Origin of the sequence: Ruminococcus intestinalis (genome assembly GCF_014288065.1) — a bacterium.
Classification (GTDB): Bacteria; Bacillota; Clostridia; order Oscillospirales; family Acutalibacteraceae; genus Ruminococcoides; species Ruminococcoides intestinale_A.
In genome coordinates this window covers 202,766-223,787 of record NZ_JACOPS010000003.1, presented here as the reverse complement: position 1 = coordinate 223,787, position 21,022 = coordinate 202,766, and the positions used below count along the sequence as shown (strand labels likewise).

Genomic DNA, 21,022 nt, shown 5'->3' with positions numbered 1-21,022 from the left:
AGCACAACCTTTCAAACGGTGGTTAATCGTTGTCAATAGCAGCAAGCAAGCTGCGGATACGAATTTTAACTGCACCAAGATTTGTGATTTCGTCAATTTTAATCTGTGTGTAGATTTTGCCCTCTTTTTCAAGAATTTCTCTTACCTCGTCGGTAGTAATGGCATCTACGCCGCAGCCAAAGGAAACAAGCTGTATAAGCTCCATATCCTTTCTTGTTGTAACATACTTAGCGGCAGCGTACAGTCTTGAATGATATGTCCACTGGTTAAGTACATTGGTGTGGAATTTCTCAACCCTCGGAGATACAACATCTTCGCTGACGATTGCTACATTAAAACTTGAAATAAGTTTATCAATGCCGTGGTTGATTTCGGGGTCTACATGGTAAGGTCTGCCGGCAAGCACCATTATCTTTTTGCCCTCTTTTTCGGCTTTTTCAATAATCTCGTTGCCCTTTGCGATTACCTTTTTTCTGTACTTATCCTGTTCGTCATAAGCAAGTTTTGCGGCCTTTCTTACCTCGTTAAGTGTAAGATCGGGGAAATATTTTGAAAGTGCCTCATATGCCTTTTGTGGGAAATGCTTTGGCATATGTACGCCGAAATATTCCTTTATAAAGCAGATTTTCTGCACATCTTTCATATTGTTATTGATAACTTCCGGATAATATGCAACAACAGGGCAGTTGTAGTGGTTATCGCCGAGGTGTTCGTCAAAGTTGTATGACATACAAGGGTAGAAAATAGTTTCTGCTCCCTCGTCAATCAAAGTCTGAATGTGTCCGTGTACAAGCTTTGCAGGGAAACAAATTGTATCACTCGGAATTGTCTGCTGTCCGCGCTGATATATCTTTCTTGTCGAGAACGGTGAGTGGAACACTTCAAACTTAAGTTCTGTAAAGAATCTGTACCAGAACGGGTACATTTCAAACATATTGAGCGCCATAGGCATACCGAGCTTGCCACGAAGTCCCTCAACAGGCTTGTATTCCTCAAGCATTTTCAGCTTTTGAGCGTACATATTAAGCTCGTTTGACTGAGATTTCTTTGTAATCGGTCGCTCGCAGCGGTTGCCTGCAATAAATCTTCTGCCACCGCCAAAGCTGTTGATTGTAAGTCGGCAGTTGTTGCTGCACATACCGCAGTTTGTTACCTTTATATCGTGGACAAAGTTTTTGAGAGTCTCTTTATTTGCAAGTTTACTCTTGCCGTTGCCTTTTGATTTATTTTTTGAATATAGCGCCGCACCGTATGCGCCCATAAGACCCGCAATGTTAGGTCGAACAACCTCAACGCCCATTTCCTGCTCAAATGCACGGAGTACGGCGTCGTTAAGGAATGTGCCGCCCTGTACAACAACTCTTTTGCCGAGTTCGTCAGGACTTGACGCTCTGATAACTTTGTAGAGTGCATTCTTTACAACGCTTAAGGAAAGACCTGCGGAAATATCCTCGATTGTTGCGCCGTCCTTTTGAGCCTGTTTAACGCTTGAGTTCATAAATACCGTACATCTCGAACCGAGGTCAACAGGGCGCTTTGCAAAAAGTCCGAGCTTTGCAAAGTCGGCAATTTCGTAACCGAGAGCGTTTGCGAATGTCTGCAAGAAACTGCCGCATCCGGAAGAACAAGCCTCGTTAAGGAAGATGTTGTCGATTGCGCCGTTGTGAATTTTAAAGCATTTGATGTCCTGACCGCCGATGTCGATGATAAATTCAACATCGGGCATAAAGTATTTTGCGGCAGTGAAATGCGCAATTGTTTCTACTATGCCGTAGTCAACATCAAAAGCGTTCTTTATAATCTCTTCGCCGTAACCTGTAACGGCAGAAGAAACTATGTTGATTTCGGGGTTGATTGCATAGACTTCCTCAAGAAAACCTTTGATAATCTCTACGGGATTTCCTTTTGACGGAAGATATTTTGAATAAAGAAGTTCGCCGTCGTCGTTGAGAACAACGCCCTTAACGGTGGTAGAGCCTGCGTCCATACCCACATAAGCCTTGCCTTTGTAGCCTTTAAGTTCCTTTTGCAGAACGGTTGCTTTTGCGTGACGGTCAGAGAATTTTTTGTAATCTTCTTCGTCTTTGAAAAGCGGAGGGTTAAAGGCAAAGTTGCCGCTTCCGCGGTAATTTTTTACTTCTTCGATTACCTTGTCAAAGTCAATTGTTTTTTCGGCGCAAAGTGCCGCACCGCAGGCAACAAAGTAAAGTGAATTTTCAGGGCATATACCCTTTGTGTTTAAAGTTCTGTCAAAGCAGTTTCTAAGCTCGCTCATAAAGGTGAGAGGACCGCCGAGATATACAACTTGACCTTCGATTTCTCGTCCCTGTGCAAGACCTGCGACAGTCTGGCTTACAACGGCGTTGAAGATACTTTCGGCTATATCGCTCTTTCTTGCGCCTTGGTTTAAAAGAGGCTGAATATCCGTCTTTGCAAATACGCCGCAGCGTGATGCGATAGTGTATGTTTTTTCGTACTGCTTTGCAAGTTCGTCAAGATCTTCAAGCGGAACATTGAGCAGTGTTGCCATCTGGTCGATGAATGCACCCGTACCGCCGGCACAGGTACCGTTCATACGCACTTCAAGACCGTTTGTGAGGAACAGAATTTTTGCGTCCTCACCGCCGAGTTCAATGACAACATCTGTGCCCGGAATAAATGTATTTGTAGCAACTCTTGTTGCGTAAACTTCCTGCACAAAGTCAATGTTGCTTGACTCCGCAACGCCCATACCGGCAGAACCGGAAAGCGCAACGGCTGCGTTTTCAACACCCTTTACCTTACTGCGTACAGTTGCGAGAATTTCGGCAATTTTTTCGGTTATTTGAGAATAATGTCGTTCGTAGGTGCTGTATATAATTTTATTTTCTTCGTCCAAAACAACGCATTTTATTGTAGTTGAGCCAATGTCAAGTCCTAATTTCAACATACTGCCTCCGTGCCTTATAAAGTTATATAAAGTCATATTATGTCAATTGATTATCCAAACTATTATACGCTTTTTTTATTTAATTTTAATTCTTTAATCGCAATATAATTTCTTTAATAAAAATGACTATTATTTACAAAAATATCAGCCGTTAAGTTGTATGTTTTCTTGCCAAAATAATACAATTTTCGCATAATGTATGTATAACAATTTTTTGCGTATAAAAATTATTGACGAATTTTACGGTTTTATGGCAATTAACAAACTTTTATTTTGTCGAAAAATCACCTTAATCGGCGAAAAACTCGGTTTTATGCGGAAATTTAAAATATTTGGTAAAGTTTTAGAAAAATCGGGCGAAAACATATGCGTTATTGTTGAAAACCTCTTTACAAATTAACATTTAAGTGTTAAAATTTATTATGATACAGTATGTATCTTTAAAAATTGTATTAAATGCGGCAAACGGTGTTGTCGCTGACATACTTTAAGGAGGACAATTCCAATGGCAAGAAAAATGAAAACTATGGACGGTAACAGCGCTGTTGCTCATGTTTCTTATGCGTTTACAGATGTTGCTGCTATCTATCCTATCACACCTTCTTCCGTAATGGCTGACCTTACCGACAAGTTCTCGGCAATGGGCACTAAAAACCTTTTCGGCAGAGAAGTACAGGTTACGGAAATGCAGTCGGAAGGCGGTGCTTCCGGTGCGGTTCACGGTTCGCTTGCAGCCGGTGCTTTAACCACAACTTACACAGCTTCACAGGGCTTGCTTCTTATGATTCCGAATATGTACAAGATGGCAGGCGAGCTTTTACCGGGCGTAATTCATGTATCTGCCCGTGCTCTTACAAGCCACGCTCTTTCAATTTTCGGTGACCATTCAGATATTTATGCTTGCCGTCAGACAGGCTATGCAATGCTCTGTTCAAACAACCCACAGGAATGTATGGACCTTGCTGCCGTTGCACATCTTTCGGCTATCAAGGGCAGAGTTCCTTTCCTCCACTTCTTTGACGGTTTCAGAACCTCTCACGAGATTCAGAAGATTGAAGAGTGGGATTATGCGGATCTCGCAGATATGCTTGATTGGGACGCAGTAGAAGCGTTCCGCAGAAGAGCACTTAACCCTGAGCACCCTGTAACAAGAGGTACAGCTCAGAACGACGACATCTTCTTCCAGGCAAGAGAGGCCTGCAACAAGTACTACGATGCAGTACCCGAAGTTGTTGTTGAATATATGAACAAAGTAAACGAGAAGATCGGCACAAACTACAAGCCGTTCAACTACTATGGCGCAGAGGACGCAGAGCACATTATCGTTGCTATGGGTTCTGTATGTGATTGTGCAGAAGAGGTTGTAGACTTCCTCAACGCAGCAGGCGAAAAGGTTGGTCTTTTAAAGGTTCACCTTTACAGACCTTTCGTTGCAGACTATCTCTTAAGCGAGCTTCCTAAGACAGTTAAAACTATCTCTGTTCTTGACAGAACAAAAGAGCCTGGTTCAATCGGTGAGCCTCTTTATCTTGATGTTCTTGCTGCTATCAACGGTTCTGACTTTGCCGGCGTAAAGGTTTACACAGGCAGATACGGTCTTGGTTCTAAGGATACAACTCCTGCCGACATCATTGCTGTTTACAGAAACGCTGAGAGCGACGCTCCTAAGAGAAGATTTACAATCGGCATTGTTGATGATGTTACAAACCTTTCACTCCCGATTGTTGAAAACCCTGACACAACTCCAAAGGGTACACATTCATGTAAGTTCTGGGGTCTTGGCGCCGACGGTACAGTAGGTGCAAACAAGAACTCAATTAAGATTATCGGCGACAATACCGATATGTACGCTCAGGGCTACTTTGCTTATGACTCAAAGAAGTCGGGCGGTCTTACGGTTTCTCACCTGCGTTTCGGTAATCAGCCTATCAAATCAACTTATTACATTTCTAAGGCTGACTTCGTTGCTTGTCATAACCCATCATATGTTGACAAGTACGACATCGTTGACGACCTCAAGGAAGGCGGTTCATTCCTCCTCAACTGTCCTTGGGATGTTGAAGAGCTTTCAGAAAGACTTCCGGGCAAGATGAAGAGAATTCTTGCTACAAGAAATATCAATTTCTACACAATCGACGGTATTAAGATCGGTAAGGAAATCGGACTTGGCGGCAGAATTAACACAGTTCTTCAGTCAGCTTTCTTTAAGATTGCAGACATCATTCCTGCCGAAAAGGCTAAGGAGCTTATGAAGGCTGCCGCTAAGAAGTCATATATGAAGAAAGGTCAGGCTATCGTAGATATGAACTACGCAGCTATTGATCGTGGTATGGAAGACCTCAAGAAGGTTGAAATTCCTGCTGATTGGGCAAATGCCGCTGACGATAAGGCAAGCGATGTAGTTCCGGGCGAGGGCGCACTCGTTGAGTATGTAAACGGTATCCTCAAGCCTGTAAATGAGTACAAGGGCAACAAGCTCCCTGTATCTGCATTTATGGACCATGTTGACGGTACTGCTCCTAACGGTTCAGCCGCTTATGAAAAGCGTGGTATCGCAGTTGATGTTCCTGAGTGGAATTCAGACAACTGTATTCAGTGTAACAAGTGTGCTATCGTATGTCCTCACGCTGTAATCCGTCCTGTTGCTATGACAGAGGACGAGCTTGCTGCTGCTCCACAGGGCACAAAGAGCATTCCTATGATTGGTCTTAAGGAACTTAAGTTTGTTATGACTGTATCTACACTTGACTGTACAGGTTGCGGCGCTTGCGCTAATGTATGTCCGGGCAAGAAGGGCGAAAAGGCTCTTACAATGAAGTCAATCGACAGCCAGCGTGCAGAGCAGGCTGTATTTGATTATGCGGTAACTCTTGACGAAAAGCCTGAAGTAGCCGCTAAGTTTAAGTTCTCTACAGTTAAGGGCAGCCAGTTTAAGCAGCCACTCCTTGAGTTCTCAGGCGCTTGCGCAGGTTGTGGTGAAACACCTTATGCTAAGCTCGTTACACAGCTCTTCGGTGACAGAATGTTCATTGCCAATGCAACAGGCTGTTCATCAATTTGGGGTGCATCTGCTCCGGCAACACCTTACACAAAGAACAAGAAAGGCTTTGGCCCTGCTTGGCAGAACTCACTCTTTGAGGATAATGCTGAGTTTGGTCTTGGTATGGCTCTCGGTCAGAAAGCTATCCGTAACAGACTTGTAGAGTATGTTCAGAATATTCAGAAAGATACAGACAGCGACGAGTTAAAGACAGCTTGTCAGAACTACCTTGACACAGTTTGCGATTCAACCGCAAGCCGTCCTGCAACAGACGCACTTATTGCAGAGCTTGAAAAGAATGTTGATGACGCTAAGGTTGGCGAACTTGCCAAGAAGACACTTATCGACAAAGACGAACTTGCTAAGAAGTCAATGTGGATCTTCGGCGGTGACGGTTGGGCTTACGATATCGGCTTCGGCGGTCTTGACCATGTTATCGCATCAGGCGAAAATGTAAATATCCTCGTATTCGATACAGAGGTTTACTCAAATACAGGCGGACAGGCTTCTAAGGCTACTCCTGTAGGTTCTGTTGCACAGTTTGCCGCTGCAGGTAAGTCTGTTAAGAAGAAAGACCTTGCCGCTATCGCTATGAGCTACGGCTATGTATATGTAGCACAGTGTGCAATGGGTGCTGACAATAATCAGGTTCTCAAGGCTATGGTAGAGGCTGAAAGCTACAACGGCCCATCACTTGTTATCTGCTACGCTCCATGTATCAACCACGGTATTAAGGGCGGTATGAGCATTGCTCAGCAGGAAGAGAAGAAGGCTGTTGAGGCAGGTTATTGGAATATCTTCCGTTATGACCCACGCCGTGCCGATGAGGGCAAGAATCCGTTTATGCTCGATTGCAAGGCTCCAAGCGCTTCTTATCGTGACTTTATTATGGGTGAGGTTCGTTATAACTCACTTACCCGTTCATTCCCTGAAAGAGCAGAACAGCTCTTTGCTAAGGCTGAAAAGGTTGCAGAAGAGAAGTACGCTCACCTTGAAAAACTTGCAAGTCTTCCGGATGCAGAGTAATTTGGTAAAATAAATTAAAATTTAATAAGTTTGCGTTGCTCCCTGCTTTAAAAGTAGGGGGCAACCGCACTGATTTTATTTTTAAGAATAAAAATTATTTATCGGCTAACAATAAAAACAGCGTAAAGATATGTATTAAAACGACAGCAACCGTTGCTTTCTGTGTTTTTCTTCACGAAAAAAGCAGTAAAATACAGATGCTTTTAAGTTTTTTGAAAAAAATTAAAAAATTTCAAAAAACTTTTAAAAAACCCTTGACAAATCGGGGCTGTTATATTATAATCTATCTTGCTGATTTGATGTTGGCGAACAGATGGCGGAATAGCTCAGCTGGCTAGAGCACTCGGTTCATACCCGAGGTGTCGTAGGTTCAAGTCCTATTTCCGCTACCATACGGCCCGGTGGTCAAGCGGTTAAGACACCGCCCTTTCACGGCGGTAACACGAGTTCGATTCTCGTCCGGGTCACCAAACAATTAGCCGGTGTGGTGGAATAGGCAGACACAAGGGACTTAAAATCCCTCGGTCATTGCGACCGTACCGGTTCAAGTCCGGTCACCGGCACCATGAAAAGGTCTATTGTCGTAAGACAATAGACCTTTTCGCTTTTATAAAAATTAAGTTAAGATACGGCTTGTTAAAGTGGCTTTATTTGTTCTGTCTTAAATGTTGAGATAACATTAATAAATTAAGGCTTAGCAAATTTATTTGCCAATCAATTATAAAAGTTTGGTCAACCTTTTTAAAGATTAATGTAAATTACGATTTTAAGACAAACAAGTATACCTTTAATCTTACAGGCAAAAGAGCGGGCACAGCAACCTACAAACTTGTATATTTCACCGGCGACAAAACCACAAAGACAATCACAGCTACAATTAATGTTGACTCACAGGGAATGTTACAAAACCTGCTTAATATATGCTAAACTATACTTCGGAACAGCTCACAAATGTGGGCTGTTTTTTCGTGCGGAAAATGATAAATAAATTGCTGCGGATTTTGTATATACCTGAAAAAGCAGTGATTTTTGCCGCATAAGCATATAGCTGAAATCTTTTTTGCCGAAAAATTTATCGCTTCCAAAATAATACTTGTTTTGACGGCAAAAGGTGATATAATTTAAAAACAAACTGCATTTTTAAAATTTTTATTTACATAAAAACCGAATACGGAGCAATTAAGAATTACATACAAGCTGTACTTGCATTTAAAATAACGGACTGTAAATTCGCAAGAGATTTTATAACAGAAAAAATCAAACGATAATTTAGTATAATTTTACCATTAAATTATGGTAAAAATGTAAAAACCTAAAAAGTATAACGATAAAATTATATATTTTGCATAAAAAGTCTATATAATTTTTGTTTGATAAAATTACTTACTTTTATTGCTCTTTTGACAAAAATATGATAGAATAATTCAGAGGTAGTATGTATTATGGATAATGTTATAGTTGTAGCCTCCGGAAAAGGAGGCACGGGAAAGTCAACAGTGTGCATTTGCCTTTCGGTTGCCCTTATTAAACAGGGCAAAAAAGTTTTGCTTATCGACTGCGACTGCGGTATGCGTGGTCTTGATATTATGCTCGATATGGAAAACGACATTGTTTTTGATGCGGCAGACGCCGTAAGCGGTAACTGTTCTTTTACAGACGCAGTTTATAAAAGCAAAAACAATGAGAATCTTTATCTTATGGCGGCACCTTTTGACACCGATAACGAGCTTAGTCCCGGGGTATTCCGTCAGCTTGTCGATACATTAAAAGCTGACTATGATTTTGTTATTATTGATTCACCCGCAGGCATCGGCTCGGGCTTTGTTACAGCTGCTACGCCCGCCGACAGGGCGCTTATTGTAGCCAACGCAGAGCCGACAAGCGTAAGAGGCGGATTAAAAGTGAAAAACAAGCTTGACGCTTTGGGTATAAAAAATCAAAGGCTTGTTATAAACCGCTTTGACAGAAAAACTTTTACCGAGCTCGGTTTTTATGCCGACCTTGACGAAGTTATTGATGCGGTACAAACTCAACTTATCGCACTTGTACCGTTTGACATAAGAATATCAGTTATTATGCAGCGTGGAGTTGCAGGGCTTAACTGGAGTGCCGCAGCATCGGTTTTCGATTGTCTGGCACGAAGGCTTGAGGGGCAGAGAGTTCCCTTGGCGTTTAAAGGATAAGCCTTTTAATATATAGGGAGGAATTTGTGTATGAATATTGCTCTTATTGCGCACGATGAAAAAAAGGAACTTATGGTTCAGTTCTGCATTGCTTACTGCGGTGTTTTAAGCAGAAATAACCTTTGTGCGACAGGCACTACGGGCAAAATGGTTTCAGAGGCAACAGGCCTTACAATTCAGAAGTTTTTGGCAGGCTCACAGGGCGGCAGTCAGCAGATTGCGGCAAGAATTGCCTGCAACGAAGTTGATATGCTTCTCTTTTTCAGAGATCCGCTCAATCCAAAGCCTAATGAGCCTAACGATATGAATATGCTCAGACTTTGCGATATGCACAATATTCCTGTTGCTACAAACATCGCAACCGCAGAGGTACTTATTCACGGTCTTGAGCGTGGCGACCTTGACTGGAGAAATATTTTAAAGTAAAAAACGATTTCATTGTCGGGCGGTTTTGTGCTGCCCGATAATTGTGTTTATACGGAATTTTCGATTAATATAAAAGGTTTTATAATTTGGAGGAAATAATGGGAGTAATCACCAAAAAGATTAAGGGCACAGAAGATGTTTTGCCAAAGGACAGCTACCGCTGGCAGTTCGTTGAAGATGTTATGCGTAAAGAATCGGCGGCTTACGGATTTAAAGAGATTCGTACACCTGTTTTTGAGCACACAGAGCTTTTTGCAAGAGGTGTGGGTCAGACAACAGATGTTGTTCAGAAAGAAATGTATACATTCGATACAAAGGGCGGAGAAAGTGTTACACTTCGTCCCGAGGGTACGGCAGGCGCAGCAAGAGCAGTGCTTGAGCACGGCCTTGTAAATGACAGCTTACCTATCAAGGCAAGCTATTTTGTGTCTTGCTACCGCTACGAAAAGCCGCAGGCAGGCAGATTAAGAGAGTTCCACCAATTCGGTCTTGAGTGCTACGGTACACAGTCACCTGTTGCCGATGCGGAACTTATTTGCGCCGCACAGTCTATTTTTGACCGCCTTGGCATTAAGCAGCTTAGACTTGAAATTAATTCTATCGGCTGCCCTACTTGCCGTGCCGAGTACCACAAGGCACTTAAAGGCTATTTTGGCGGCTGTAAAGACGAACTCTGCGATACCTGTAATTCAAGACTTGAAAAGAACCCGATGAGAATACTCGACTGTAAAAGTCCTGTTTGTTCAAAGATTGCGGGCGGTGCACCTAAAATTACAGATTATCTTTGCGACGAGTGTAAAGAGCACTTTGCAAGTGTTCAGAAATACCTTGATGCCGCAGGTGTTGAATATACGGTAAATCCTACAATCGTTCGTGGACTTGACTACTACACAAAGACTGTTTTTGAGTTCGTTACCGACTTTATCGGTGCTCAAGGCACAGTTTGCGGCGGTGGCAGATACGACGGACTTATTGAGGAGCTCGGCGGAAAGCACTTGCCGTCACTCGGATTTGCAATGGGCATTGAAAGACTTTTAATGCTAATGGACAAACAGGGCATTGAAATTCCGAAACCGTCAACCTGCGACCTCTATGTTGCTGTTATGGGCGAGAGTGCGTCGCTTAAATCATTTGAAATTATCAAAGCTGTCCGTTCCTGCGGACTTATTGCCGAAACCGATGTTGTAGGCAGAGGATTAAGAGCACAGATGAAATATGCCGACAAAATCGGCGCAAAGTTCTCTATGGTGCTCGGCGACAATGAGATTGAGCAGGGCAAGGCAGTTATTAAGAATATGTCGAGCGGCGAGCAGACTGAAATTGTACTTGACGATACATTTGCAGAGAAATTTATGGTACTTCAGCTTGCCGATGTTGACAGCTTTAAGCTGTAAGCGTTGACAACTTAATTTAAGGAGATATACAAAAATGGCAGAATTTATGACAGGACTTAAACGAACCGACTATTGCTCCGACCTTAGAATCGGCGATGTCGGCAGAGAAGTAACAGTTTGCGGTTGGGTACAGCGTTGCCGTGACCTCGGTCAGCTTATTTTTATTGACCTTCGTGACCGCACAGGCATTGTTCAGCTTGCTTTTAACGATAAGACGGATAAAGAAATTTTTGATAAAGCTTTTGCTTGCCGCAGTGAGTATGTTTTGGCGGCAAAAGGCATAGTATGTGAGAGAAGCTCCAAGAACAAGGATATTCCTACAGGCGATATTGAGGTTATGGTAACAGACCTTAGAGTTCTTTCAAAGGCACAGACACCGCCTTTTGAAATTGTTGACGAAACAAGCACAAACGAGGAGTTAAGACTTAAATACCGTTATCTTGACCTTCGCCGCCGTCCTATTCAGAACAACATTATTATGAGAAGTAAGATTGCAAAGGTTGCAAGAGATTATTTCTACGAGAACGGCTTTATTGAGATTGAAACTCCGATGATGATTAAATCAACTCCGGAGGGCGCAAGAGATTACCTTGTACCGTCAAGAATCCACAAGGGAAAGTTCTATGCTCTTCCGCAGTCACCGCAGATTTACAAGCAGCTTTTGATGGTATCGGGTTTTGACCGTTACATTCAGCTTGCCCGTTGTTTCAGAGATGAGGACTTAAGAGCCGACCGTCAGCCTGAGTTTACACAGATTGATATGGAGCTTTCGTTTGTTGATATGGACGAAATTATGGAAATCAACGAGGGACTTTTCAAGCGTTTGTTTAAAGAAGTGCTTGGCAAGGAGCTTGTAACTCCGTTTGAGAAAATGACATACAACGACGCTATGGAGAACTACGGTTCGGATAAGCCTGATATTCGTTTCGATATGAAGATTCAGAATATCTCCGACCTCGTAAAGGATTGCGGCTTCAGCGTATTTACAAGCGCTGTTGAAAACGGCGGTTCTGTTCGTGCCATTGTTGCAAAGAATGCGGCGTCTGTATATACAAGAAAAGAAATTGACAAACTTACAGAGTATGTAAAGGGTATCGGTGCAAAGGGTCTTGCCTATGTAAGATGGGTTGACGAGCCGAATGCATCATTTAAGAAGTTTATGACAGAGGAAGAGCTTTCCGCTATTTACGAAAGACTCGGCGCAGAGAAGGGCGATGTAATCTTCATTGTTGCCGATAAGAACAGCACAGTTCTTACAACTCTCGGTGCATTAAGACTTAAGGTCGCAAAGGTTCTCGACATTATTCCCGATGAATTTAAGTTCCTCTGGATTGTTGACTTCCCGTTCTTTGAGTATGACGAAGAGAGCGGCGAGTGGCTTGCAATGCATCATCCGTTCACAATGCCTAAAGAGGAGTGCTTGCAGTACCTTGACACAGACCCGTCAAAGGTTATTGCAAAGGCTTACGACCTCACTCTTAACGGAACAGAGCTTTCAAGCGGTTCAATGCGTATTACAGATTATGAGTTACAGCAGAGAATGTTTAAGGCATTAAAACTTACCGACGAGGAAATTGAAGCAAAATTCGGCTTCCTTGTAGAAGCGTATAAGTATGGCGCTCCGCCACACGGCGGTATGGGCATTGGCCTTGACCGTGTTACAATGCTTATGTGCGGCACAGACAGCCTTCGTGATGTTACGGCATTCCCTAAGGTTCAGAATGCAAGCGAGCTTATGTCAGCTTGTCCGTCCGTTGTTGACGATGAGAGCCTCGATGTTCTCGGAATTTCAGTAAAACCGCAGGAGTAAACGATGAATCAATTGTTTGTCGGAGCGGTTTCGTCAGGTGTGCCTGTCGGACTTATAGTTACACTTGTATTGATTGCAGCGGCTGCCATTGCCATTGCGGTGGCAGTCTATAAAATAAAACACGGAATCAGACAGATTTCAAGAAATATGTTCGGTACGGATTCTTTTGTACAGGGAATCAATAATCAGAAAAGGGAAATGAGTGAAACTCCACGCTCTTTGCAGGCTATGACGGGTCTTTGTCTGCCGAGAATACAAAGAGATTTTCCGGAGTTTGACTATGACGATTACAAACAAAAGTCAGAAACCGTACTGCGCAGTTATATGAACTCAATTGAGGAAAAAAATCCGAAGCTTTTGTACGGTGAGTGCTCCACAGCCTTAAAAGACAGCGTAAAGAGTATTATTACCGACCTGTCAAACAGAGGCTACAAGCAGAATTACGATGATATTGTAATTCACCGTACGGAGATTTCACGATACACAAAGGACGGCGCAACCGCAAGGATTTTGTTTGTATCGTCTGTAGGTTCTTATGCCTATACCACCGACGCCGCAGGCAGTGTGGTTTACGGCAGCAGGGATATGAAAACTCAAAGCGTGTATGAAACCGAGCTTGTGTATATTCAGAATGTGGATATGGTGGCAAACGGCAGTGAGGGACTTGGTATTAATTGCCCTAACTGCGGCGCACCGATTAAGAGCTTAGGTCAGAAATTCTGTGAATACTGCGGCACAGGCATTACGGAAATCAACATAAGAGCGTGGAAATTCTCGTCAATAAGAGAACAAACCAACGCTACAAGACCATATTAATTTATAAACAATTGCACTTAGGCGATGTTGAAAATCAGAGTGAATTATGGTTTAGCAAATTGTTTTGTTTAACTTGTGTGTTAAATAATAATTTATTTGTTACCCCAACATTTTTGAAACCAAACCTGTAACAGATTAAGAAGATTTAATCTAAAGCAAAAACCTTCGTTTCAGTGCAATTATATCAGCTCACAAAAATTTAAAAATAAAGAAAATTTCTTGTAAAGGAGATAAGACTATGGGCATTATCAGAGCAGCCATTAACTCGGTTAAAGGCGGATTGGCAGATTCTTGGCAGGAGGTTATCCAGCCAAGACCAATGAGCGGAACTCTCGCAATGGTTCCCGGTGAAAAGATAACACACGGCACATCTCAAAACACAAAGGGCACACCAAACATCGTATCAAACGGTTCGGTTATTCAGGTATATGACAACCAGTGTATGCTCCTTATTGACGGCGGTAAGGTAGTTGACTTTACAGCAGAACCGGGTTATTACCAGGTAAGCAACAGCTCAATGCCGTCACTTTTCTGCGGTCAGTTTGGCGACTCTCTTAAAGAAACATTCTCCCGTATTAAATACGGCGGAATTCCGTCACAGTCGCAGTATGTAATTTACATCAACCTTGCCGAAATTACAGGTATTCTTTTCGGCACAAAGAATGTTGTAAACTACTTCGACAGTTTCTACAATGCAGAACTTTTCCTCCGTGCGCACGGTACATATTCTATTAAGATTACCGATCCGCTTAAGTTCTATCAGGAAGTAATCGACAAGGGACTTGTAACAGCTTGTCAGCCGTTTGACTACAAGTCAAAGTCAATCCAGTATAACACAGAGTTTGAGGCAGCTTTAAGTTCTGCCATCAACAACTTCTCTGCTGACGGTTACAGAATCAGCTTTATTAAGGGTAAATCCCGTGAATTCGGTCAGTATATGGCTAAAACTCTCGACCAGGAATGGGAGCAGCAGCGTGGTTTCCAGGTTCAGGCAGTTGCTATCAACATTTCTTACAATGACGAGAGCACAGAGCTTATCAATATGAGAAACAAGGGCGCAATGCTTTCGGACGCAGCGGTTCAGCAGGGCTATGTAGCAGCTAATGTTGCGGAAGGTATGAAAGCGGCAGGCTCAAACTCAAACGGCGCAATGGCAGGCTTTATGGGTATGGGCATGGGTATGAATGCAGGCGGTAATATCCTCGGCGGCTATCAGCAGAACCCACACTACAACAATCAGCAGCCACAGCAGCCTCAACAGCCACAGGGCAATCCGCTTGGCGGCGCACAGCCTGCTCAGCCGCAGCAGAACGCTCAACAGCCTGTACAGCCTCAGTCGGCAGACAGCTGGACTTGCGCTTGCGGTGCGGTAAATACAGGCAAATTCTGCCCTGAATGCGGTGCAAAAAAGCCTGATGCACCTAAAAAGCATTTCTGTGTAAACTGCGGATATGAATTAAAAGAAAATCAGAAATTCTGTCCGGAGTGCGGTACAAAGGCAGAATAATTTAAGAGGGATAAGGCAATAAATGGGTACAGTCAATTATAACTGCCCATCCTGTGCGGCACCGCTTACTTTTAACCCGCAAAGGCAAAGATTTTGCTGTGAATACTGTCTTTCGGAGTTTTCTCCGGAGAAGATTCAGCAAATTTACGCCGAAAGGGAATAAAGCGGTGCTGACAGCCAACAGGAATTTAAAGAGGAATTGCACGACGGTTACGTGTTCCATTGCGATTCCTGCGGCGCAGAGGTTGTTACCACTTCATCTACAGCGGCAACAACCTGCTTTTACTGCCACAATCCTGTTGTAATGAAAGGCAGATTGTCGGGAGATTTCAGACCCGACAGAATTATTCCGTTTAAGTTGTCACGAGAACAAGCTGTTTCAGCTTTTATGGATAAAACAAAAGGCAAAAAGTTTTTGCCCAAAGATTTTTTAAGCGACTCAAATATTGAGAAAATGACAGGTGTATATTTCCCATATTGGTACATAGATACTCAACAGGATTCTCATATGACGGCAAGGGGCAAAAAGTACAGACACTGGAAATCCGGTGACAGACGATATACCGAAACTTCGTATTATGACCTGTTCAGAAGCGGCGATGTTTATATACGCAATGTTTTTGAAAGAGCACTTTCGGCTGCCGACAGAGAAATGTTGCAGTGCATACATCCGTATGATTTGTCAGAGGCACAGCCGTTTTCAATGTCGTACCTGTCGGGTTTTCAGGCAGAAAAAAGAGATATAGAAAAGTCCGATATTCAGATGATGGTTGACCAAAAGATTGACGAGTATTGCAAAGAGGTGCTTGCAGTGAATATTCGGGTATTGAAGTAACCAATTACTATGACCGCACAGATATTGAAAGTTGGAGTTATACGCTTTTGCCTGTGTGGATTATAACTTATAAGTATAAGGGCAAGATTTACCCGTTTGCCATCAACGGTCAGACAGGTAAGCTCTACGGCAGTTTGCCTGCCGATACCGGCAGATTAATTGCAATGTCTTCATTAATAGCCGGCATAGCTTTTGCGTTCGGTATGTTGGGAGGTATATTTTTTATATGAAAAATGTACTTTCCGTTGCGGCCGTATCGCTTGCCGTAACCGCCGTATTTGCCCTGTCGGTAACACCGGCTTTTGCAGAGAGCAGCAAAAAGCTGACAGACGATGCGGATATTATAACTTCTTCGCAGGAAGAAACCATAGAGAATAATCTGAAAAAATGTACGCTTGCCACAGGTTGGGACACAATAATCTATACCAATAACAACAATGTGGATTCGTATGATATGGAAGATTATTGCAACGATTATTTTGATAATCATAATTACGGCTGCGGTGATAAAAAAAGCGGCGTTATGCTCACTATAGATATGAGTTCCCGTGAAATGTATATAATCACCAAGGACGAGGCGATGTACTGTTTCAGCGATGCCCGAACAGACGATTTGCTCGACAGCGTTCAGTACGAGCTTTCAAGCGGCAACTATGACGGCGCTTGCGATGAATTTGTCGAAACGGTTGAGCAATACTATAATGCGGGCGTAGATACAAGCAAAGACGCAAGCTACAGCAATATAATTGAAGCACAGCTTACTCCGCTTGAGAAGGTTATAAAAGGTTTTCTCTACGGTATAGTGTTTATGCTGATGGGTGGTTTGGCAGGATTTCTTGTCAGTTTGGGCGTTCGTTACGCTTACGGCAAAAACGGCAAGGGTGCAAACTACGACCTTGATAAAAACAGCTCGCTTAACCTTACAGAAAGCAGGGATCAGTTCTTATACAAAAATGTGACTTATACTACCGTGTCGAGTTCAAGCTCAAGCTCGTCGTCGCACAGAAGTCACAGGAGCAGCAGCAGTCACCGTTCAAGTCATTCATCACACGGCGGCGGTGGCAGACATTTTTAAATTTGCAACAACGGTGTTCTTTATATCGGCTTAAGAACAAAATCAGAATTTTTACAAACTGTCGGCAGGAATTTTGTTCCTGCCGATTTTTAAAAGAATATTTTTGATGCAGATGAGTTGCGGTTTGATAAAACATAATTTTTACAAAATTATAAAATTTTGGTCAACCTTTTTAAAGGCTTGACCTAAATTTTAAAAATTATTTAATCATTACTCCAAACCAAATCCCAACAGGCAATGCAAAAGTATTACCCGTACAGCGTTTTATTAAAGAATATGAAAAATTATGAAATTATAGATAAGCTCTACGCCTATCACAATGCAGACAGAGCAGAGTTTACAGCATTAATAAATACTGTTACAGACGAAGAACTTGAGTACCTGCGCAAAAAGGCACAGCAGACGGCACAAAAATACTACGGTAACAAGGTGTATATCCGTGGCTTGATTGAAATTTCAAGCATTTGCAAAAACGATTGCCTTTATTGCGGAATACGCAGGTCGAACACAAACGCAGTGCGATACCGCCTTAGCAAGGAGCAGATTTTGCAGTGCTGCGATACAGGCTACCCACTCGGTTTTCGCACCTTTGTTTTGCAGGGCGGAGAGGACGGATATTTTACCGATGATGTTATGTGCGATATTGTGCAAAAAATCAAGCAAAAATATCCCGACTGCGCAGTAACGCTTTCTCTCGGCGAACGCAGTTACGAAAGTTACAAAAGACTGTTTGATTCGGGCGCAGACCGGTATCTTCTTCGTCACGAAACGGCAGACAAAGAGCATTACGAAAAATTACACCCTGACAATATGTCGCATCAAAACAGGCTTGATTGCCTGTACAATCTTAAAAAAATAGGTTATCAGACAGGTGCAGGTTTTATGGTCGGCTCGCCTTTTCAAACCGCCGAAAATCTTGCGGATGATCTGATTTTTATAAAAAACCTTAATCCGCAGATGTGCGGTATAGGCCCGTTTATTCCGCATAAAGACACGCCGTTTGCCAAGCAGCCTACAGGCAGTGTGCGGCTTTGCCTTATGCTCATCTCAATAATAAGACTGCTGTTGCCGAGCGTACTGCTGCCGTCAACAACCGCACTCGGTACGGCGGACATCAACGGCAGGGAAAAGGGGATACTGCACGGCGCAAATGTGGTTATGCCAAACCTTTCTCCGCTTGAGCACAGAAAGGACTACTCTCTGTACGATAATAAAATTTGTACGGGTGACGAGTCGGCGCAGTGCATAAGTTGTATGAAAAACAGAATGAAGTCAATCGGCTACGAAGTTGTGACCGATGTGGGAAATTATATTGCTCCTTAGTTGCGACAGGAAAGGAAATATGAAATGTATGACAAAAAATCTCTTAAAGCAGAGGAATTTATTAACGACGGTGAAATTCTCGACACCCTAAAATATGCAGACGAAAACAAAGATAACCTTGCGCTCATAGACAAAATCATCGACAAGGCAAGGCTTAGAAAAGGACTTGACCACAGGGAGGCAAGCGTATTGCTTGCGTGCGAGGACAGCGAAAGAATTGCAAAAATTTATGACCTTGCCGAGCAGATAAAAAAAGATTTTTACGGCGACAGAATCGTTATGTTTGCTCCTCTTTATCTTTCAAATTATTGTGTAAACGGTTGTGTTTACTGCCCGTATCATCTTAAAAATAAACATATCTGCCGTAAAAAACTTACGCAGGAAGAAGTGAAGAGCGAGGTTATCGCATTGCAGGATATGGGGCACAAAAGGCTTGCGATTGAAGCGGGCGAAGACCCCGTAAACAATCCGATTGAGTACATTCTTGAGTGCATAAAGACGATTTATTCAATTAACCATAAAAACGGCGCAATCAGACGAGTTAATGTAAATATTGCCGCCACCACGGTTGAAAATTACAGAAAGCTAAAGGATGCCGGCATAGGGACTTATATTCTTTTTCAGGAAACTTACAACAAAAAGAGTTACGAAGAGCTCCACCCCACAGGTCCGAAACATAATTACGATTACCATACCGAGGCAATGGACAGGGCAATGCAGGGAGGAATTGACGATGTGGGACTTGGCGTGCTGTTTGGATTGGAACTTTACCGCTATGAATTTGCGGGACTTTTGATGCACGCAGAGCATCTTGAGGCGGTTCACGGAGTAGGCCCGCATACAATCAGCGTCCCACGAATTAAGCACGCAGACGATATAGATCCCGATTCATTTGACAACGGAATTGATGACGATACATTTGCCAAAATTTGTGCGCTTATCAGAATTTCTGTTCCGTACACAGGTATGATTATCTCAACGAGAGAGAGCAAGGCGGTGCGTGAAAAGGTTATAAGACTCGGTGTATCGCAAATCAGCGGTGCGTCCTGCACAAGCGTTGGCGGTTATGCCGAACCCGAAGAAGAGGACGAGAATACGGCTCAATTTGATGTGTCGGACAATCGTACGCTTGACGAGGTTGTAAATTGGCTTATGAGCCTTGGATATATCCCGTCATTCTGCACGGCTTGTTATCGTGAGGGCAGGACGGGCGACAGATTTATGTCGCTTTGCAAAAGCGGTCAGATTCAAAACTGCTGTCATCCAAATGCACTTATGACGCTTAAGGAGTATCTTATGGACTATGCAAGCGAGGACACAAGAAAAATCGGAGAAAAGCTGATTGAAAAAGAGCTTTTGAAAATTCCCAATGAAAAAGTAAGAAAAATTGCCGCACAACACATTGCAGAGATAGAAAACGGCAGTCGGGATTTTCGTTTTTAAGAGGTGCTTATGGGACTTAATGACACACCGCTTGCAGAAAGAGTGCATATTGCATTTTTCGGCAAGCGCAATGCAGGAAAATCAAGCCTTGTAAATGCGGTTACGGGGCAGAATTTGTCGGTTGTATCCGATATTAAGGGCACTACTACGGACCCTGTAATGAAAGCTATGGAACTGTTGCCGCTCGGCCCTGTTGTAATAATTGATACACCGGGTATTGACGATGAGGGCAGTCTTGGTGAAATGCGGATTGAAAAGGCAAGACAAGTGCTTGACGGAACGGATATTGCAGTGCTTGTGGTTGACGGTTCGATGGGAAAAACAGCGGCAGATTCTGAACTTATAAATCTGTTTGAACAGAAAAACATACCGTATGTTGTGGCTTATAACAAGGCTGATTTGCTGAAAAATCCACCGCATACAGATGACGGAATGTTTGTAAGTGCAGAACAAAATACAGGTGTTTTTGAGTTGAAAGAAAGAATAGCAAGCCTGTTAAAATCCGACAGAGAGCAGAGAACTCTTTGCTCGGATTTAATTAGCGCAGGTGATACGGTAGTGCTTGTTGTGCCGATAGACAAGGCTGCGCCAAAGGGCAGAATAATTTTGCCGCAGCAAATGGCAATACGGGAAATTCTCGATTCGGGCGCAATCGCCGTTGTAACGAGGGACAGTGAATTTGAACAGACTTTGAAATCGCTTGCCCAAAAGCCGTCGCTTGTAATTACCGACAGTCAGGCTTTTGCGGCAATCGCAAAACTCACCCCGAAAGACATCAGACTTACTTCTTTTTCAATTCTTATGGCAAGGTATAAGGGCGTGCTTGACACTGCCGCAAAGGGTGCAAAAGCTATAGATTTGCTTTGTGACGGTGACACGATTCTTATAAGCGAGGGATGTACTCACCACCGCCAATGCGATGATATTGGCACGGTAAAACTTCCACGGCTTTTAAGAAAATACACGGGTAAGAGCATAAAAACAGAAACAAGCTCGGGCAGAGATTTTCCCTCTGACCTTACAAAATATAAACTTGTAATACATTGCGGCGGCTGTATGCTTAACGAAAAAGAAGTTGACAGCCGCAGACAAAAAGCCGAAATCGCAGGCGTACCGTTTACAAACTACGGCATAGCAATTTCATATATGCGTGGAATTTTTAACGGCAGTTTGTTTGTAAATAGAACATGATGAAACGACCTCACAAAAGTTATC

The 21,022-nt window shown here is 43.0% G+C and carries 15 protein-coding genes and 3 tRNA genes; 17 read left to right on the top strand and 1 reads right to left on the bottom strand.

What is annotated here, in order from left to right; genetic code table 11:
- Positions 1-22 precede the first annotated feature (22 nt).
- Positions 23-2,929: an acyl-CoA dehydratase activase gene (locus H8R91_RS07965; protein WP_279287582.1), complete on the bottom strand. Its 2,907-nt coding sequence runs from the start codon at positions 2,927-2,929 to the stop codon at positions 23-25.
- 505 nt (positions 2,930-3,434) lie between these two features.
- On the opposite strand from H8R91_RS07965, the gene nifJ reads away from it, so the two are divergent.
- The 17 genes from nifJ (at position 3,435) to hydF (ending at position 20,998) form a co-directional block, all read left to right on the top strand.
- Positions 3,435-6,995 (top strand): pyruvate:ferredoxin (flavodoxin) oxidoreductase, encoded by a 3,561-nt coding sequence (gene nifJ, locus H8R91_RS07960; protein WP_186935548.1) that lies wholly within the window; start codon positions 3,435-3,437, stop codon positions 6,993-6,995.
- A 315-nt stretch (positions 6,996-7,310) separates the two neighbouring features.
- Positions 7,311-7,387 (top strand) — tRNA-Met (locus tag H8R91_RS07955).
- A gap of 3 nt (positions 7,388-7,390) precedes the next feature.
- Positions 7,391-7,465, top strand: a tRNA-Glu gene (locus H8R91_RS07950).
- An 8-nt stretch (positions 7,466-7,473) separates the two neighbouring features.
- A tRNA-Leu gene (locus H8R91_RS07945) sits at positions 7,474-7,561 on the top strand.
- Between the two features lie 876 nt (positions 7,562-8,437).
- The gene (locus H8R91_RS07940) at positions 8,438-9,178 is read left to right on the top strand and encodes a septum site-determining protein MinD (protein WP_022235332.1); all 741 of its coding nucleotides are present in this window, start codon (positions 8,438-8,440) and stop codon (positions 9,176-9,178) included.
- Between the two features lie 30 nt (positions 9,179-9,208).
- The gene (locus H8R91_RS07935; RefSeq protein WP_022235333.1) at positions 9,209-9,604 is read left to right on the top strand and encodes a methylglyoxal synthase; all 396 of its coding nucleotides are present in this window, start codon (positions 9,209-9,211) and stop codon (positions 9,602-9,604) included.
- Between the two features lie 98 nt (positions 9,605-9,702).
- A complete protein-coding gene (gene hisS / locus H8R91_RS07930; protein ID WP_186935546.1) occupies positions 9,703-10,998 on the top strand; it encodes a histidine--tRNA ligase in 1,296 nt (431 codons plus the stop codon).
- Positions 10,999-11,032: 34 nt separating this feature from the next.
- Entirely contained in the window at positions 11,033-12,808 is a 1,776-nt protein-coding gene (aspS, locus tag H8R91_RS07925) for an aspartate--tRNA ligase (RefSeq protein WP_186935545.1), read from the top strand.
- Between the two features lie 3 nt (positions 12,809-12,811).
- A complete protein-coding gene (locus H8R91_RS07920; protein WP_186935543.1) occupies positions 12,812-13,624 on the top strand; it encodes a zinc ribbon domain-containing protein in 813 nt (270 codons plus the stop codon).
- Between the two features lie 238 nt (positions 13,625-13,862).
- A complete protein-coding gene (locus H8R91_RS07915; RefSeq protein ID WP_186935541.1) occupies positions 13,863-15,131 on the top strand; it encodes an SPFH domain-containing protein in 1,269 nt (422 codons plus the stop codon).
- Positions 15,132-15,153: 22 nt separating this feature from the next.
- Positions 15,154-15,294, top strand: coding sequence for a hypothetical protein (locus H8R91_RS07910; RefSeq protein ID WP_186935540.1), 141 nt, complete (start codon positions 15,154-15,156; stop codon positions 15,292-15,294).
- Between the two features lie 36 nt (positions 15,295-15,330).
- Positions 15,331-15,966 (top strand): hypothetical protein, encoded by a 636-nt coding sequence (locus H8R91_RS07905; RefSeq protein ID WP_186935539.1) that lies wholly within the window; start codon positions 15,331-15,333, stop codon positions 15,964-15,966.
- Positions 15,924-16,196: a hypothetical protein gene (locus tag H8R91_RS07900; RefSeq protein ID WP_186935538.1), complete on the top strand. Its 273-nt coding sequence runs from the start codon at positions 15,924-15,926 to the stop codon at positions 16,194-16,196. Before H8R91_RS07905 ends, H8R91_RS07900 begins: the two co-directional genes overlap by 43 nt.
- The gene (locus H8R91_RS07895) at positions 16,193-17,041 is read left to right on the top strand and encodes a TPM domain-containing protein (RefSeq protein ID WP_186935537.1); all 849 of its coding nucleotides are present in this window, start codon (positions 16,193-16,195) and stop codon (positions 17,039-17,041) included. Before H8R91_RS07900 ends, H8R91_RS07895 begins: the two co-directional genes overlap by 4 nt.
- 237 nt (positions 17,042-17,278) lie before the next feature.
- The gene (gene hydE, locus H8R91_RS07890) at positions 17,279-18,364 is read left to right on the top strand and encodes a [FeFe] hydrogenase H-cluster radical SAM maturase HydE (protein ID WP_436286329.1); all 1,086 of its coding nucleotides are present in this window, start codon (positions 17,279-17,281) and stop codon (positions 18,362-18,364) included.
- Positions 18,365-18,388: 24 nt separating this feature from the next.
- Positions 18,389-19,807, top strand: coding sequence for a [FeFe] hydrogenase H-cluster radical SAM maturase HydG (hydG, locus tag H8R91_RS07885; protein ID WP_186935536.1), 1,419 nt, complete (start codon positions 18,389-18,391; stop codon positions 19,805-19,807).
- Between the two features lie 9 nt (positions 19,808-19,816).
- The gene (hydF, locus tag H8R91_RS07880) at positions 19,817-20,998 is read left to right on the top strand and encodes a [FeFe] hydrogenase H-cluster maturation GTPase HydF (protein ID WP_186935535.1); all 1,182 of its coding nucleotides are present in this window, start codon (positions 19,817-19,819) and stop codon (positions 20,996-20,998) included.
- Positions 20,999-21,022 lie beyond the last annotated feature (24 nt).

Coding starts and splice junctions, on each gene's coding strand:
- H8R91_RS07935 (WP_022235333.1), top strand. CDS start 9,209: ATGAATATTGCTCTTATTGCGCACGATGAAAAAAAGGAACTTATGGTT.
- H8R91_RS07940 (WP_022235332.1), top strand. CDS start 8,438: ATGGATAATGTTATAGTTGTAGCCTCCGGAAAAGGAGGCACGGGAAAG.
- hydG (WP_186935536.1), top strand. CDS start 18,389: ATGTATGACAAAAAATCTCTTAAAGCAGAGGAATTTATTAACGACGGT.
- aspS (WP_186935545.1), top strand. CDS start 11,033: ATGGCAGAATTTATGACAGGACTTAAACGAACCGACTATTGCTCCGAC.
- H8R91_RS07915 (WP_186935541.1), top strand. CDS start 13,863: ATGGGCATTATCAGAGCAGCCATTAACTCGGTTAAAGGCGGATTGGCA.
- H8R91_RS07965 (WP_279287582.1), bottom strand. CDS start 2,929: ATGTTGAAATTAGGACTTGACATTGGCTCAACTACAATAAAATGCGTT.
- hydE (WP_436286329.1), top strand. CDS start 17,279: ATGCAAAAGTATTACCCGTACAGCGTTTTATTAAAGAATATGAAAAAT.
- H8R91_RS07920 (WP_186935543.1), top strand. CDS start 12,812: ATGAATCAATTGTTTGTCGGAGCGGTTTCGTCAGGTGTGCCTGTCGGA.
- nifJ (WP_186935548.1), top strand. CDS start 3,435: ATGGCAAGAAAAATGAAAACTATGGACGGTAACAGCGCTGTTGCTCAT.
- hisS (WP_186935546.1), top strand. CDS start 9,703: ATGGGAGTAATCACCAAAAAGATTAAGGGCACAGAAGATGTTTTGCCA.
- hydF (WP_186935535.1), top strand. CDS start 19,817: ATGGGACTTAATGACACACCGCTTGCAGAAAGAGTGCATATTGCATTT.
- H8R91_RS07895 (WP_186935537.1), top strand. CDS start 16,193: ATGAAAAATGTACTTTCCGTTGCGGCCGTATCGCTTGCCGTAACCGCC.
- H8R91_RS07910 (WP_186935540.1), top strand. CDS start 15,154: ATGGGTACAGTCAATTATAACTGCCCATCCTGTGCGGCACCGCTTACT.